Raw genomic sequence first — 15291 nt, 5'->3', positions numbered from 1 at the left:
GCGACGAACATGTTCGACGCGAACTTGTTCGTCCCGAACATGTTCGTTACGATCGCGTTCGAACCGACTTCCGCGACCCGTGAACGGAGCCCCCCGATGGCTACATCCCAGGAGACGGCCTCCCCGCCCCTCGACTCACCCAGTCCGAAGGCCGCACCCTCCGCGTTCACGCTGTGGACGACGCTCCTGATCGTCCTGGTCGCCGACGGCCTCGACCTGATGGACGCGACGATCACCAACATCGGCGCGCCGGCAGTCGCCGCCGAGCTCGGCGGCGGACCAGCCCTGGTCAAGTGGCTCGGCGCCGGGTACGCGCTCGCACTCGGCTCACTCCTGGTCGTCGGCGGCCGCCTGGGCGATCGCTACGGACAGCGCCGGGTCTTCCTGATCGGGCTCACCGGCTTCGTCGCGGCATCCGCGCTCGCCGGCCTCGCCTGGAACCCGGCGGCGATCATCGTCGCCCGCGTGGTCCAGGGCTCCTTCGGCGCGCTCCTGATCCCCCAGGGCATGGCGATCATGACCCGCACCTTCCCCAAGGATGCGCTGGCCAAGGCGTTCGGTGCCTTCGGCCCGATGCTGGGCATCTTCGGCGTCGGCGGACCGATCCTCGCCGGGTTCCTGATCGACGCGAACATCCTCGGGCTCGGGTGGCGACCCATGTTCCTGCTCAACATCGTCGTGGGAGGCGCCGCGCTCGTCGCCGCGATCCGATGGCTCCCCGCGGTCGAGGGCGATCCCACGGTGCGGATCGACGTCCGCGGGTCCCTGCTGCTCACCGGGACCACCTTCACGCTGCTGTTCGGGCTGATCGAGGGCTCGAGCGAGGGGTGGAACGCACTGTCCTACGCGTCGACGGCGGCGTCCGTCCTCTTCTTCGGCGCCTTCGTCGCGCGCCAGCGGACCTCTCCGCAACCGCTCGTGGCACCGAGCCTGCTGCGCAACCGCGGGTTCTCCGCGGGCCTGGCCACGGGGCTGCTCGTCTTCGCCGCCTTCAACGGCCTGATGTACGTGATCGCCCTGTACTTCCAGCTCGGCCTGGGCTTCAGCCCGTCCCAGGCGGCGCTGAACCTGCTGCCACTGACCATCGGCATCATCATCGCCTCCGGCGTCTGGATGGCACTGCCCTCACGGCCCGGCCGAGCGATGGTCCTCCTCGGACTGCTCACCACGATGGCCGGGACCCTCGCGTTCCTGCTCGTCATCCGCACCGTCGGCACGGGCGCCACCTGGTGGCAGATCGCCCTGCCCGTCCTCGTCATCGGGATCGGCGCCGGCGCCTGCTTCAGCTCCATCTTCGCCACGGCCCTCGGCAGCGTCGCGCCCGAGGAGGCCGGGGCCGCCAGCGGCTCCCTCAGCGCCATCCAGCAGATCGCCGCCGGTCTCGGCCTCGCCGTCATCACCTCCGCCTACCTCGGGGGGCTGCCCGACGGCCAGGTGCACGCACTGACCACCGGCCTGGTCGTGGTCCTCGGCATCTCGGCCGCCTGCCTCCTCGCGGTGCCGTTCCTGCCGCGTACGGCTGCGGCCGTCGACGACCACTGAGGGGGCCGTCGGCGCTCGTGAGGTCGCTCAGGGCGCGGGCACGGTCGCGGGAGCAGGACGGGACCACGCCCGGTGCCCTGAGGCGTTCACCGGCCGGACGACGCGCGCAACACGCTGACACCTCACGGGCGGCCGCTGGGCCGCGACCTCTGCGGCGACACCCTCGTCGTGCCGTCGGGCGGCGTCCACCCGGCAGAGTGCTGAGCTACGGCCCGACGGTGCGGGCCGGGCCGACCTCGGCGGCCGCCTTCGCAAGCTCTACGACCATCCACGGGTAGGGGTCCACCAGCGGTTCGCCACGCCCGACCTCCCGGCGCACCTCCTCAAGGACCAGGCCTGCGACGTAGTACCGGCCCTTCGTCTCGCCCACCGCCCGGAGCAGCCCGGCATCGGCGAGAGCCTTGAAGTCGCGGCTCGCCGTCCGCGCATCCACCCCGGTCTGGTCCACGTAGGTCTGACGACGCAGCCGGAACCCAAGGAGCCCGGAGTACAGCGCGTCGATGGCACGGTCAGGCAGGCGGTTGGGGATGAGCAGCTCGTCGAGCAGCTCGTACGAGCGCTGGGCGCGCCGCCATCGACTACGGACGGTCTGCGCCTGCATGTGGTGCGCCCGCAGGTTGAAGCTCACCCACAGATGCGCGTCGCCGTCGGGCCGCCACTCACCACGGCCCGTCGCTGCCAACACGCGGTAGTAGTCGTCGGTGTTCGCGCCGAGCCACTCCTCGATACTCGCGAACTCCGATTCCGCGACGCCTCGGCGCGCGAGGACGAGCGTCTGGAGAGCACGCGCCATGCGACCGTTGCCGTCACGGAACGGGTGGACCATCACGAGGTTCAGGTGCGCCATCGCGGCGTGAACCATGGGGTCCTCGCCGTCGGGCCTGTTCAGCTCGGTCATCAGCTCGCCCATGAGGCGAGGGACGTCGTCGGCGGGCGGGCCCGTGTAGACGATCTCCTCCGTCTGCTCGTCGTGAACGTAGATTTCCCGCTGGCGGTACTGACCCGGGCTCTTCGAGAGGTCGTGCGCGAGCATCATGAAGTGCATCGAGCGCACGGCCGAGGCGTCGAGCGAGAAGTGCTCGTCCCGGGCCATCGCGAGGACGTACCCGAGGGCCTGACGGTAGCCGCGGATTTCTGCGAACGTTCGCTGGTCGGCGCTCAGCGGCTCCTCGTCGTCGAGAGCTGCGTCCGCGTCGTCGAGGTCGACCCGGTACCCCTCGATGCTGTTCGATCCTTGGATCGCACGCGCCAGGGCGGTACGGCGGAGGCGGCCGGTCCAGCGGCGGGGAACACGCAGGTGCTCCGCCAGCTCGCCGCGCATGGCAGCGATCTCCTCCAGGACCTGAACGTCGTGGAGGTCGAGGGGCGGTGTCCGGTAGAGCATGTCTCAATGTCCTTCTTCTGGAGACACCCGATGGCGCCCGAGGCGAGTGTCGCAAGAATTAAGACATTGGGCAAGGCTGCTCGGGGGCCCATGCCAGCCGCGCTCACGCAGGCCGCCAGGCACGATGACAGAGCCCAGTCCACGGTCCAGGAAGCACCGGGGGCCCGAGCCGTCGGCGGTCATGCCGCAGTGAGAGCGGCGACCTCGCTCACGCCCGGCGGGGGTGACCCGGGCTGTTGAGCGGCTCTACGGGGTTCTGGGTGCGCCAAGCGGGGCCGTCCTGCTGACGACCGATGAGCTTCGCACGCTCGCGCCGACCGAACTGCGAGCCCGCATCCTGCGGGCGATCCGCGATCCAGGAGGGCCCGACGGAACCGACCTCGCGGTGTCCGCGTAGCCTGTCCCCGGACGGGCGGGCGCCGGTCGGGTTCTCCCTAGGGTTCCCCCAACTCATCCCCGCATGTCCCGGGCCTCTAGCTCAATCGGCAGAGCAGCGGACTTTTAATCCGCGGGTTGTGGGTTCGATCCCCACGGGGCCCACCCGGGTGTCCATATGCCCGCGCCTGAGGTCTGACGTCTCACGTTCGGTTGATGGTTGACAGGTACTTCGGCTGATCCTTGACGCTCCCTCGACGAGGGAGCTGACGGTGGCTGAGCAGGGGTCCATGGCGGTGCTGGCGGTCATCAGTGATGGCCGGTCGGTGACCGAGGTCGCGGCGTCGTGGGGCGTCCCGCGCCAGATCCGACGCACACCGCACGGCACCGCCGGAAGATCGCCCACGTCGCGACAGACTGTGCGCATGGCACATCTCGTCGGCGAGCTGGAGCGCGAGCTGGTCACCGACTTCGCGATCCTGTCCGTCCAGCAGGCCGGACTGGAAGCCTTCGGGATCCCCGTCGGCACCTTTGCCGCGTCCGAGCCGGGGGCCCTCTCCGCGGCCCCTGGGGACCGGAACGCCGACCTGAGGGTCCGGGTCGAGCGCTGGGACTCCCGCCCCGGCGACGTGGCCGACGACTGGCAGGACTGCGACGAGCTGCCGTGGGCCCCGGTCAGCGGAGGCGGGCTGCTGACGGTGTCGGGGTTCGATCCGCCGACGGGCGGCGACCTCGCCATCGAGGACATAGGTCCAGCCCGGGTCCAGGTCCTCGCCCGGGGTCGACACCAGTACGCCGGCAGGGCCGTCGAGCACTTCGAGCCCGAGCAGTGGCTGTTCCGCTTCTGGCCGGACACCGATCGGCGCGACATGCTCGCGGGACCTCCCCGGCGCCTCGCAGGACCGCTGCCAAGCCTCGCCGAGCGCAACCCGTGGGTGGCAGCCGTCCACGGCTGGCGGGTCGCGGGCTGGTCCCCCAGGCTCTCCGTGCTCGCCGCGTTCCGCGAGATCGAGACGGCCGTGCGACTCCTCGGGCATCCCTTCGAGCGTGACGACCTCACCGCGTTCCTGCGCGTGCGACAGCTCGACTGGACGTCGCCTGTGAACGGGTCGGTGCCGATGACGAGCGACGACCGCACCATCAACCCGGGTCCGTTCGACCTCCTCGACGCCTTGGGCGCGGCCGGGATGCCTCAGGTGGCGACCTTCGCGGACGCCTTCACCTGCCTGGTGCGCCTCGGCCTTCTCGCCCGCTGCGATACGCCGTCGGGCGAGCGGTGGGTGCCCAACCCGACACCGGGGCCTGTCCCCCCGGTGCTCGAGCTCTCCGAGCGCGCGCTGCGCGAGCGCGAGGTCCGCGCCGTGCCGCATGTCGATCTGCGGTACCTCGACGCCGACCTCCGCACGCTCGTCTGCTGGCCACCGGCCTACCCCGTGACCCCACTGGCCGTCGCCGTCCGCTGGTCGGTCCCGGTCGAGCACGTCGTCGACGCGTTTCGCGTCGGGGCCCTCGTCGGGGCCTGGGCGGCGGGCGTCGACCCTCGCGAGATCGGCGCCGACACGCCCGTGACCCTGCCGGCGACGACCGGGACCGCGTGACCACGTCGGGCGCGACCATCACCGGCAGACCCGACGCTCCTCGGCCTCGGCCGAGCCCAAGCTTCCGCGAGTGCACCGCGGGCCAGAACGGCTCATGCGAACGAGGCTTCGGCTCCTGGAGTACGAACGGCTGTTCCTGGAGGAGATCGACGACGCCCTGGACCTGGTCGCCCATGCCGAGGACTACCGCATCGACTACAACACCGTCCGCCCCCACGAAGCCCTCGCTTGGAACCGCCCCCACGAGTCCACACCGGCCTCGTCGACCCCCTCACCCCCAACTCTCCCCAGTCCGAATCGCTGCCATCTGCTGACGCGGGACGCGCACGCTAACGCGCGCCTACGCCGCCGGAGCCGGAATCACACAGACAACCCTCGGCTTCTTGCGCTAGCGCAAGGCACGCACTACGCTCATCTTGTTCGATCAACAGGAAAGGAGTGATGGCCGGGGACACCCGCAAGACCCTGTCGGAGGCCGAGCGGCGGGGCTTCGAGGTCCGGATGAGCAAGACCCGGCACCCGATGCTCAACCGCGACGGCGCGTTCGTCACGAAGGCGTCAAGCACGCCGGGCGATCAGCGCAGCCAGCGGAACCTGATCGCCGCCCTGCGGCGGGCCGGGTTCGTCTGGCCGCCGCGCAGGTAGCGGGAGGGGGTGGGAACCGGAGAGAGCGGTTCTCACCCCGAGTCCATCGTTCATCACCTCACCAACGCCACGAAAGGAACCACCATGACGACCGACTACAACGTGATCGCCGACCTCGGTCGGATCACCCCCGACAGCGTCGACCTCGACAGGCTGGCCGACTACCACGCGGTGCTCGGCGCCTCCCCGCTCAACGACCACGTCGAGCTGATCGTGACCCTTCCCGCAGCGTCTCTCCGCCAGGCCGTCTCCACCGCCCTCACTGTCATCGAGGCGCAGCTCGGCTTCGAGCCGTTCATCGTCCGCGCGATGCCCACCGCGGCGTTCGACCAGGGCTTCGACGTGCTCGACGCCACCCGCGCCATCAGCGCCTCCGAAGCCGCGGCGCTGCTCGGGGTCACGGCGTCCGCGGTGCGCCAGCGCCTCGCGACCGGCTCTCTCGCCGGCGGGCGAGACGGTCGCGACTGGCGGGTCAGCGCCAGGCTCGCGAACCTCTACGACGGCGACGGCCAGCGCGTAGCCCGCCTCGTTGTCCCGGCCGGGCAGGAGATCGTCTACGAGGGCACGCGGTACGCACCCACCGGCACCGGTCACTCCGTCGGCGCGAACCCGGTCGCGTACACCTACACGCCCGTCACCTGCTCGTAGGGACACGACGAAGCACCCCCGCCCTCCCTCGGGAGAACGGGGGTGCGCGCGCCGGTGCGGCCGCGTCAGCCTGTCGCGCTCGCCCGAGGGGCGACGTCGGTAGCTCGAGGCCGTCGAGGCTGTGCACGACGTAGTCGCCTGCGTCGGTGTTCCTGGCGCAGGTGGGCGCGGCCGCGGACCCGAGCACGACCCGATTGAGCCAGTCCGGCAACCGCGGCTCGAGCCACCGCGCCAGCCGTACCACGCGGCGATCGCGACCACGACGAGCAGAGGCAAGCACGACGTCGGAGTCTGGACGTCCCGCCTCAGGGCAACCTCTTGCGGACCCTGTCAGTTCACAGGCAGCATCACGATGACGTTCCCCATCTCTGGGAGGCCGACGTGCTCGTCCAGAACGTCATTCGCGGGATCGGTGGGCTCGTCCGCGAGCCCGACAATGACGAGGTCGAGGCGATCATGAGACGCGACGGCCTCGTGTGCGCCGCGTTGCGCCACGGCTTCGCGGCCACGGCGGGCGACGCGGAGAACCTCCTCGGCTCCCGCGCGCTGGACGCGCATCGGCACCGGCACACGCGGGTCGCGGATGCCTCGCCGTACGTCTCGATGACGGCCGGCACGTACGTCGAGCGCGGCGCACACAACCACGCTGCGTCCGCGTTCCTGACTGCGTTGCTGTTCGCGACCAACGGTCTCGAGCGACCCGGATGGCTGTTCTACGGCTACGTGTTCCTGCTCGGCCACTCCGCGGGCGGCCACGCCGAGTTCGCCGAAGAGGTTCGCGACGTGCACCAGCACCCGGCGTGGTCCCGGTTCCGAGCCGAGGGAGAGATCGCCGTGCCGGTGCGGCTTCCACCACGGCGGTTGCTGCGTGCGGAGCGATACGCGCCCGAGGACGTCTTGGCGGCGGCACGGTCAGGGAGTTGGCCGCCCGCCCCCGACGATGTGGTCGACAATCGGGCGACCGGCGTGTACCTCCCGCCGGAGCGCCTTATCAGCGCCCGAGCGGTGGTGTGATGGCTGTCCTGGCCGACGTCATCGAGGCACTTGGGCTGCGCGCCGAGATGATCGGTCCTGCTGCCGAGGTGATGGTCGGTGCCGCGGACGCGGCAATGGCCTCAGTCGAGCCGCAGACGGGCGAGGCCGCGGACTTCGTGGCGACGCATGCACTTCGTGGCATGGGTCTGCTCGCCCTCGTGGACCAGACCGCCGCCCAGGAGTTCGCCGTCCGGGCAGCCCGTTGGCTCGCACATGCGAGACACCCGGGCTGGCCGCTCGCGCTCGCCGTCCAGAACCATCGGGCGCTCACCGAGACGCGGTTTCCCGAGTGGGCCGAGCTCACCGGGTACCCGGCTGACCTTCTCCAGCTCGCGATCGGGGATGTGAAGCGCGGGCTCGGTCCGGACGACGCCGCCGACGTCGCCTACTCCCGCGCGGGCCTCGCGCCCTACCGGATCGACCTGCGGCTGCTGGCGGCGATCGTGCGCGGCGGGAACGGCGTCGAGATCGGCTACGTCAGCGAGCCGTCGGCCCCGGCCGTGGTCGGTGCGTTCCTCGGCTCGATCGAGGACGCGCTCGATGTGGCCCGCGTCGACGCGCGGCGTTGGGCGACGGGGTTGGGGCCTGTTGCCGGCACCGACCCGGAGATCCTGCTCGCGCTCCACGCGCTGCGCCGCTCACCCGCGAGCTGGGCCGCGGGAAGCACCCCCGACGAGTACCCGCAGGTCAACGCAGCCCTTCGGCTGGTCGAGAGGCTCGACGCCTCGTGAGCAGCGAACTCTGTGTCGCCCTGATCGAGCAGGCGGTGCCGCTCCTGACCCTCACGGTCGTCACCACGGCGGCCGTGATCCTCCGGCATCCGCTACGCAGCCTGCTGGAGCGTGCGACGAAGATCGGCGTCAGCGGGATCCTCGAGGTCTCCGCCGAACCTCTGCGGGCGGCCCAGCCGTCCGCGCCGGTGAGCGGCCGTGCGGTGCGGGCGGTCGAGCGGCGGGTCGAGCGCAACCACGACCGGCTCGTCCGACTGCGGGTGCTCTGGGTTGACGACCACCCGGAGAACAACCGCACGGAGCGCTCCTACCTACGCGATCTCGGCGTCGCCGTAGTCGTCGCGACGAGCACGGTGGAAGCCCTCGAGCTGGTGGACCGCGAGGATCCCACGGTCGTGATCACCGATCTGGCCCGCGGGGACGATGCCGTCGCCGGGCTCACGCTGGCATCGCAGCTCGCCACCACCCGCCCCTCTGTTGCGGTGCTCGGGTACGTCGAGACGCTTGAGCCTGGACTCCCCCATGGGTTCTTCGGCATCACCAACCGCCCGGACGTCCTCATCCACCTGCTGCTCGACATCGCCGAACGGCTGACCTAGGCCGACTGACCGGGGAGCTTGGTCATGGCCGCCGGCGGACGGGTCAGCGGGTCTCGTGCTCGCCGCGGGATCACGACGCGGGGCTCAGAACGCCGGCCCGTCCTCCCGCGACCGCTTGAGCTCGTAGAACCCCGGCACGCGCGTCATGAGCACGAGCCCGTCGAACAGGTCCAGCGCGGCTTGGCCGGTCGGTGCGGGTGTCACCACAGGGCCGAAGTACCCGACGCCGTCGATCGCGACGACGGGCGTGCCGACGTCGTTGCCCACGAGGTCGATGGCCCCGGCATGGGAGGCGCGCAGCAGGTCGTCGACCTCGTCGGTCTGCCCGACCGCGGCGAGCTCGGCCGGCAGGCCCACCTCGGCGAGGGACTCGGCGATGATCGCGTCGGTGTCGCGGCGACCACCGGGGTGCCTGCGCGTGCCCAGGGCCGTGTACAGCGGCTCGAGGACCTTCTCGCCATGGTCGCGGGCCGCGGCGATCACCACGCGGACGGCCGCCCACGAGTCGTCCATGAGCTGCTGGTACTCCTCGTCGAGGTCACGGCCCTCGTTGAGCACCGACAGGCTCATCACGTGCCAGCGGACCTCGACGTCGCGGTGCTGCGCCACCTCGGTCATCCACCGGGACGTCATCCACGCCCACGGGCAGGCGGGGTCGAACCAGAAGTCGACGGTGGGCGTGGCAGGCATCGGGCTCCGATCAGCGGGCGTCAGGGGCATCCGATCATCCTCCCGCCGAACGCACGACGCCGCCCGCGCACCAGTGACGCGACGACGCGCCCGGGCGTCGTGAGACCCCCTGCGCCCCACGACACGCCCACCGGCGACCCCACGCACCACCGCCGCTGCCACACCCTCCAGGCGTGGCACCGACGGCCCGGCGGCGCCCCGCCGCCGGCTACACGACCGGCGCCCCCGGCGAGTCCACGACCCGCCCACCGAGCTCGGTCACGGCCGCGGCGATCCGGCCCTGGAGCTTCTCGATGTGCTCGACGGCGTCGACGAGGCCGTTCGTCTCCGTCCACGTCAGCACCTTCGCGGTCCCGCGCGTCGACCCCGGCTCCGTGCCCGTCACGGCCACCCGGAACACGAACGAGTCGGCCAGCTTGCTGCCGAACCCGAACACCACGGCGTCCGCGACGCGCGACTTCAGGTAGAGGCCGCCGACGAGCGCGGGCGGCGCCGGGTACGCGTTGACGGTCGTGACGACCTGGTCGAGCACCTCGCCCGCCGGCCGGGGCACCGTGAACGTCACCGGGGCCCGTGCCGCGGCCTGGCCGCGCTTGTGGGTGCCGCGCATGACGCCCTGGGTGGCCTTCGCCGTCGCAGCAGCCATGGCCTTCTGGACGAGGATGATCGCGACGACGACCGCGACGAAGATGAGCCCGCCGACCACCGGGCTGATCGAGGCGGAGCCGCCGCCCATCAGCGGTTCTTGTCGCGGTTGTTCTGGTACACCTTCGCGGCGATGAGCGCGACGACCAGGATCGGCAGGCCCCACAGGGGGATGCTGACTCCGGCGGTGTGAAGCTCGGTGATCTGTGCGAGCAGCATGTGGGTCTCCTCGGGGAGGCTGGGTGGGGGACGACCCGTCGGACTGGGGAAGGGGTCGGCGCGACGCTAGCCGCGCGTGGGGCGCCGCGTCCGGCCCCTTCGGGTGCGCGCGAGATGTCCGAACGCTCCCGCACACGGGCTGCCTCCCGGGTGCGGGTCGGCGCACACGCCGCCCGGCTCGGTGCACACGCCGCCCGGCCCCGTGCCCACGCCCGGCCCGGTGCGCCTCAGTGGAAGGTCCGGGCGTCGCAGCCCGCCTCGGCCAGCGTGGACCAGTGCGGGTTGTCGCTCGTCAGTGAGAGCGGCGCGAACATCATCTCGCACGCGCTCCCGAACACGCGGCTGTCCTCGACGCTCGTGAACTCGAACGTGTACGACGAGCCGGTCACGGGGCGGATCGCGTCGATCTCCCACGCGAGGGAACCCAGGTACTCGTCGAGCCTCGCCGGGTCCAGCTTCTTGGCGTCGGGGAAGATGAGGACGTACACGGACTTGCCGCGCCCGTCGGGCCGGTAGCCCTCGCCGCTCAGCGTCATGGCCACGCTGCCCACGGTCGCACCGTCCGAGTCGACCCCGACGGCGTCGCACACCGACGACGCGACGTCGATGTAGGTGAAGCTCGACGTGTAGTAGTACCAGGGGTCGTCGAAGCCCGTCGTCAGGTCGAGGACGGCGGCGACGAACGACTCCTGCGACGTGAAGTCGGCGTCGCCCAGGTTCCGGAACGAGAACTCGACGGGCACCGCGAGGTCACGCGACTCCTGGTACCCGCAGCCGACGTCGGCCGGTGAGATCTGGGTGGGCTGGACGCCGTTGTCCTCGTCGTCGACCACGAGCGACAGCTCGCCCGTCTCCATGTCGTACGCGGGCTCGCCGTACACGCGGAGCCGGAGCTCGTAGGCCGGGCCGCCGTCGGCGCCGGTGACGACGTAGCCCGTGTCGGACAGCACCGGGGTCAGCTCGACGGTCGGCGTCGGCGACGGGTCGAGCTCCACGGACCCCTCGGCCCTCGCGCCACCGCCCGCACAGCCGGCGAGGCCGAGCACCACCCCGGCGACCACGACGGTCGCCGTCCGGCGCTGCCACCTGAGCACAGCAGTCGTCGCCACCGGCATGTCCCCTCCGCGAGCTCGACCTGGTCGTGGCAGCTCAGGCCACAGGACCCTCGCTCCGGTCGCCACCGCGGACCGCTGCCACGAGCACGCTAGGCACGGACGGCCACGGCCAGGCGCCCGACGGCGTTCGGGGGCGTTCGGACATCCTGCGCGGGCGCCCGCACCCCACCCGGAGCGGTGTCAGCCCGCCGCGCAGGTGGCCGGCCGGCGCAGGTCCCCGGCGAGCCGCACCCACTCCGCGTCGGTCATCGCGATCCCACGCCCGGCCACGGCGCACGCGCGCTCGAGCGCGCCGTCGAGCGTCACGTCCCAGATGCGGACCGTGCGGTCGGCGCCCGCACCCGTCAGGTGGGCGCCGTCGGGCGAGAACTCGACTCCGTAGACGGTGCCGCCCGCACCCGTGAGCGTCGCCCAGCGGGTGGGGTGCGCCGGGTCCGTGACGTCCCACACCCGCACGGTCCCGTCGGTGCGGCCGACCGCGACCTGCGTGCCGTCCGGCGAGAACGCCGTGTTGGTGCCGTACCCCTCGCCCCAGCGCAGCGGCGCCCCGAGCGGCGTCGGCGACCCGCCACCCGCGACGTCCCACAGCCACAGGGTCCCGTCGTTCCCGGTCGCCGCGACCGTGCGCCCGTCAGGGCTGATGGCCGCGGAGTACACGTACCCCTCGGGCCCGGTCAGGGGTGCGCCGACCGGCGTCGGCCGCGTCGGGTCGCTCACGTCCACGAGCCGGACCGACCCCGTGAGCACCGACGCCACGAGGGTCGTGGACGCCGGCGAGAACGCGACCACGTAGACGGCGCCGCCGAGGTCGTCGAGCCGCCCCGCGGGCTCGTCCGGCACGCCGGAGGACAGGTCCCACAGCGTGAGCGACCCGTCGTCGGACGACGCCGCGAGGAGCGTCCCCGAGGCGTCGAACGCCACCGTGTTGACCCAGTCGGTGTGCGCCCGCACCGAGCCGAGCAGCTCCGGCGCCGACGGGTCGGCCACGTCCCAGACGTGGATGCCCCCCGTCGTGTCGCCCGCGACCGCGAGGCGCAGGCTCTCCGAGACGTCGACGGCGCCGTCCAGGCGCGCGCCCTCAGGCGCGGGCGCCCGGCCCACCTCCCGGGCACGCGCGGGGTCGGTCGTGTCCCACAGCCGCAGGCCGTCCGTCGTGCTGGTCACGACCACGCCGCCGGCGCCCTCCCCCGGGCCGAACGCCCCCTGGCCGGGGATCGACGCGAAGCCCGCCAGGACGCTCCCCGGGTACGGCCACTCCCGCAGCACGCCGTCCGCACCCGAGGTGTAGAGCAGGCCGCCGTCCGGTGACCAGCGGCTCGCGAGCAGAGTCGTCGGCGTGGGCAGCGCGCCGGCGGAGGCGCCCGTGGCCACGTCCCACACCCACAGCTTCTGGTCCGAGCCCGCACCGGCGAGCCTCGTCCCGTCCGGGCTGAACGCGAGGTCGTTGACCCACGACGCCGGCCCCGTCAGCTCGGGCCCCGGCGTCGGGAGGGCCGGGTCGGTGACGTCCACGAGGTGCACGACGCCGGCGGTCGTGCCCGCCGCGACCGTGTCGCCGCCCGGCGCCCACGCCAGGGCGTTGACCTGCACGCCACCGAGCTCGACGGGCGCGTCCAGGGGCGTCGGCGCGAGCGGGTCGGCCACGTCCCACAGCGCGAGGCTCCCCGCGGAGCCGGCGACCGCGAGCACGCTCCCCTTGGGGTCCAGCGCGACCGCCTGGGCGGTCCCCTCGACCGACGCCGGCACCGTCCCGAGCCACGCGAGCGCACCACGCGACAGCGACCAGAGCGCGACGGTCCCGTCCGAGACCGCCGCCGCCACGAGGTCGCCGTCCCCGCTGACCGCGACGTCGTACAGCGTCCCCCCGGCACCCGCACCGCCGACGGCCAGCTCGACCGGCGCCCCACCCGCGAGCGACCACGCGCGCAGCAGGCCGCCGTCGCCCGCAGCGAGCAGCGTCCGGCCGTCGGGCGCGAAGGCCACCGCGTAGAGGGCCGTGTCAGCGACCGGGAGCTCGGCCGTCAGGGCCGGGGCGTCACCGAGCGACCAGAGCTCGACCGCCGACCGGTCCGTCGCCACCGCGAGCAGCTCCCCGTCCGGGCTGACCGCCACCCCGTTGACGAGGCCGCCCGCCGTGCCGAGGCGCGACGCCGCCGCGACGCCCGTCGAGGACAGCAGGGCCGAGCGCGCCTCGACGGTGTCCGCGGTCGCATGGGCCGCCGCGGCGACCTGCGCCGCGAGCCCCGGGTCCGTCGTCGTCAGCGACTGCGCCGTCACCGCGAGCTGCCGGGAGACCGCCAGGTCACGGTCGCGCGCGTTGGCCTGGCCCTGCGCGACGGCCGCGCCCGCCAGCACACCTGTCGCCACGCTCAGCACCGCAAGACCCGCCGAGAGCGCCCGGAGGCGTCGCACCGAGCGGCGCTGCGCCGTCGTCCGCCGGTCCTGCTCCGCGGTGCTCGCCCCGAGGAACGCCCGCTCACCGGCCGTGAGCGCGCGCCCCTGGGCGGCAGGTGCGAGCGCCGCCTCCAGGTGCACGCCGCGGAACAGCAGGTCGGCGTCGTGACCGGCCTCCGCCCAGTGGCGGGCGGCCTCGGCGAGCCGGGTGTGCACGCGCAACGCGTCGCGGTCGTTCTCGATCCAGGTCGCCAGGCGGGGCCACGCCCGCAGGAGCGCCTCGTGCGCGAGCCGCACCTGCCCGTGGTCCGTGGTGAGCAGCCGGGCGTCGACGAGCGCCGCCACGATGCCCGCCTCGTCGGGCCCCGCGAGGTCGGCGACGTCCACCGACCGCGCGGTGACGTGGTTGTCCCGCACGTGGACCAGCGCGAGCAGCACCCGGCGCACGACGGCGAGGCGCTCGTCGGGCATCCCCTCGACCACGGCCTCCGCGGTCTGCGCGATCGCACCCGCCAGGCCACCGACGGCCCGGTACTGCGGCAGGGTGAGCCGCCGGCCCGTCGACGCCGACCACGTCGCGTAGAGCGCGTGCGACACCAGCGGCAGCACCCCCGGGTCCAGGGGCGTCCCGGGCTCGGGCGCGCGGCCACCGGCGGACGCCGCGGTCGCCTCGGTGACCAGCACGTCCACGAGCGCGTCGTCGACCTCCAGGCCCGCGTGACGGGCCGGCTCGCGGACGATCCGACGCAGGTCCTCGACCGAGAGCGGGCCCACGAGCACCGGGCGGGCGAGCCACGGCGCCACGTCCTCGAGCTCGAGCGCACGCTCGAAGGCGTCGGCGCGCACACCCAGGACCACCGTGGTCCCCGACGCGTGGACCTCGCCCAGCCGGTCCACGAGGGCACGCCTGCGACCACGCCCCTCACCGGGTTCCGCGCCGACGACGCCCGGGTCGCGGTCGCCGCCGTCGCCGTCAGCCAGCAGCGCCTCCTCGAACTGGTCCACGACGAGCACGCGCACCGCCGCGCCCGCGAGGTCGGGCTCGAGGTCCACCTCGAGGTCCAGCGCCGCGACCGCGCCGTCGACCGTGCGCAGCGCGTCGTCGCCGGGCGTCACGACGGCCGCGAGATGCCCCTGCCCGCGCAGGTGGGCCACGAGACCCGCGCGCAGGAGCGACGACTTGCCGGCCCCCGACGGCGCGAGGACGACCACGGGCGTCGCCGGGCGACCCGTCACCCGCTCGACCAGCGCCCGGATGGCCGCCTCGCGCCCCACGAAGAGCTGCGCGTCGTCGACGTCGTACGACGCGAGCCCGCGGTAGGGCGCGGTCGCCGCGGCCGGTCGCGGTCCCGGCGCCCGGCGCAGGCGCGTGACGGCGTCCACCCAGGGTGCGCGAGCGCCGTCGGGCACGCCCAGCGCCGTGAGCATGCGCTCGAACTGGTCGATCGTGGCGGGCTGCGGCAGGTGACGGCCGGACAGGTACCCACCGACCGTGCCCAGGGGCAGCCCCGAGAGGCGCGCGACGTCGCGGACGCTCAGGCCACGCCGCTCGCGCAGCGTCGTGAGCGCTCGGGCCAGGCCCGCGCGGTCGGTGACCGCGTCGAGGAGCGGCTCCTCAGTGGGCTCGGGCAGCACGGCGGGGGTCCATGAGCTCCTGCTTCCGGGGGGAGG

General features: G+C 73.1%; 13 protein-coding genes and 1 tRNA gene. 8 read left to right on the top strand and 6 right to left on the bottom strand.

The window, feature by feature from the left end:
• The first annotated feature begins 96 nt into the window (after window positions 1-96).
• The gene (locus tag FZ988_RS13875; RefSeq protein ID WP_149204616.1) at window positions 97-1542 is read left to right on the top strand and encodes an MFS transporter; all 1446 of its coding nucleotides are present in this window, start codon (window positions 97-99) and stop codon (window positions 1540-1542) included.
• Window positions 1543-1747: 205 nt separating this feature from the next.
• On the opposite strand, the gene FZ988_RS13870 is transcribed toward FZ988_RS13875, so the two are convergent.
• Entirely contained in the window at window positions 1748-2926 is a 1179-nt protein-coding gene (locus FZ988_RS13870) for a Fic family protein (protein WP_149204615.1), read from the bottom strand.
• 467 nt (window positions 2927-3393) lie between these two features.
• Here FZ988_RS13870 and FZ988_RS13865 point away from each other — a divergent pair.
• From FZ988_RS13865 to FZ988_RS13835, 7 genes are all read left to right on the top strand, one after another.
• A tRNA-Lys gene (locus tag FZ988_RS13865) sits at window positions 3394-3466 on the top strand.
• A gap of 260 nt (window positions 3467-3726) precedes the next feature.
• Window positions 3727-4899, top strand: a complete 1173-nt coding sequence (locus tag FZ988_RS13860) for a hypothetical protein (RefSeq protein WP_149204614.1) — start codon at window positions 3727-3729, stop codon at window positions 4897-4899.
• Between the two features lie 441 nt (window positions 4900-5340).
• A complete protein-coding gene (locus FZ988_RS13850; protein WP_149204613.1) occupies window positions 5341-5544 on the top strand; it encodes a hypothetical protein in 204 nt (67 codons plus the stop codon).
• A gap of 84 nt (window positions 5545-5628) precedes the next feature.
• On the top strand, window positions 5629-6192 hold the full coding sequence (locus tag FZ988_RS13845) for a MerR family transcriptional regulator (RefSeq protein WP_149204612.1): 564 nt from the start codon (window positions 5629-5631) through the stop codon (window positions 6190-6192).
• Window positions 6193-6573: 381 nt separating this feature from the next.
• On the top strand, window positions 6574-7206 hold the full coding sequence (locus FZ988_RS13840; RefSeq protein ID WP_149204611.1) for a hypothetical protein: 633 nt from the start codon (window positions 6574-6576) through the stop codon (window positions 7204-7206).
• On the top strand, window positions 7206-7958 hold the full coding sequence (locus tag FZ988_RS18585; RefSeq protein WP_188079112.1) for a hypothetical protein: 753 nt from the start codon (window positions 7206-7208) through the stop codon (window positions 7956-7958). Before FZ988_RS13840 ends, FZ988_RS18585 begins: the two co-directional genes overlap by 1 nt.
• Window positions 7955-8557 (top strand): response regulator, encoded by a 603-nt coding sequence (locus tag FZ988_RS13835; protein WP_188079111.1) that lies wholly within the window; start codon window positions 7955-7957, stop codon window positions 8555-8557. Before FZ988_RS18585 ends, FZ988_RS13835 begins: the two co-directional genes overlap by 4 nt.
• An 84-nt stretch (window positions 8558-8641) precedes the next feature.
• Here FZ988_RS13835 and FZ988_RS13830 read toward each other — a convergent pair whose 3' ends face one another.
• From FZ988_RS13830 to FZ988_RS13815, 5 genes are all read right to left on the bottom strand, one after another.
• Window positions 8642-9247 carry a mycothiol-dependent nitroreductase Rv2466c family protein gene (locus FZ988_RS13830; RefSeq protein WP_149204609.1) on the bottom strand — a complete coding sequence of 202 codons (606 nt, stop codon included), beginning with the start codon at window positions 9245-9247 and terminating at the stop codon, window positions 8642-8644.
• A 208-nt stretch (window positions 9248-9455) separates the two neighbouring features.
• A complete protein-coding gene (locus FZ988_RS13825) occupies window positions 9456-9983 on the bottom strand; it encodes a hypothetical protein (protein WP_149204608.1) in 528 nt (175 codons plus the stop codon).
• Window positions 9983-10111 carry a hypothetical protein gene (locus tag FZ988_RS19170; protein ID WP_281287190.1) on the bottom strand — a complete coding sequence of 43 codons (129 nt, stop codon included), beginning with the start codon at window positions 10109-10111 and terminating at the stop codon, window positions 9983-9985. The genes FZ988_RS13825 and FZ988_RS19170 overlap by 1 nt, the downstream gene beginning before the upstream one ends.
• Window positions 10112-10338: 227 nt before the next feature.
• Complete coding sequence (locus tag FZ988_RS13820) at window positions 10339-11220, bottom strand: hypothetical protein (RefSeq protein WP_149204607.1); 882 nt, start codon at window positions 11218-11220, stop codon at window positions 10339-10341.
• Between the two features lie 186 nt (window positions 11221-11406).
• Window positions 11407-15255 carry an nSTAND1 domain-containing NTPase gene (locus FZ988_RS13815; RefSeq protein ID WP_188079110.1) on the bottom strand — a complete coding sequence of 1283 codons (3849 nt, stop codon included), beginning with the start codon at window positions 15253-15255 and terminating at the stop codon, window positions 11407-11409.
• Window positions 15256-15291 lie beyond the last annotated feature (36 nt).

Source organism: Actinotalea subterranea (genome assembly GCF_008364845.1).
Lineage (GTDB): Bacteria > Actinomycetota > Actinomycetes > Actinomycetales > Cellulomonadaceae > Actinotalea > Actinotalea subterranea.
The sequence above is the reverse complement of the archived record's forward strand: the minus strand, read 5'-3'. Positions and strand labels throughout refer to the sequence as shown.

What these genes read in the sequence shown, in the direction of transcription:
- FZ988_RS13870 (WP_149204615.1), bottom strand. Translation starts at nt 2,926, where the DNA reads ATGCTCTACCGGACACCGCCCCTCGACCTCCACGACGTTCAGGTCCTG.
- FZ988_RS13845 (WP_149204612.1), top strand. Translation starts at nt 5,629, where the DNA reads ATGACGACCGACTACAACGTGATCGCCGACCTCGGTCGGATCACCCCC.
- FZ988_RS13850 (WP_149204613.1), top strand. Translation starts at nt 5,341, where the DNA reads ATGGCCGGGGACACCCGCAAGACCCTGTCGGAGGCCGAGCGGCGGGGC.
- FZ988_RS13875 (WP_149204616.1), top strand. Translation starts at nt 97, where the DNA reads ATGGCTACATCCCAGGAGACGGCCTCCCCGCCCCTCGACTCACCCAGT.
- FZ988_RS13860 (WP_149204614.1), top strand. Translation starts at nt 3,727, where the DNA reads ATGGCACATCTCGTCGGCGAGCTGGAGCGCGAGCTGGTCACCGACTTC.
- FZ988_RS19170 (WP_281287190.1), bottom strand. Translation starts at nt 10,111, where the DNA reads ATGCTGCTCGCACAGATCACCGAGCTTCACACCGCCGGAGTCAGCATC.
- FZ988_RS18585 (WP_188079112.1), top strand. Translation starts at nt 7,206, where the DNA reads ATGGCTGTCCTGGCCGACGTCATCGAGGCACTTGGGCTGCGCGCCGAG.
- FZ988_RS13825 (WP_149204608.1), bottom strand. Translation starts at nt 9,983, where the DNA reads ATGGGCGGCGGCTCCGCCTCGATCAGCCCGGTGGTCGGCGGGCTCATC.
- FZ988_RS13830 (WP_149204609.1), bottom strand. Translation starts at nt 9,247, where the DNA reads ATGCCTGCCACGCCCACCGTCGACTTCTGGTTCGACCCCGCCTGCCCG.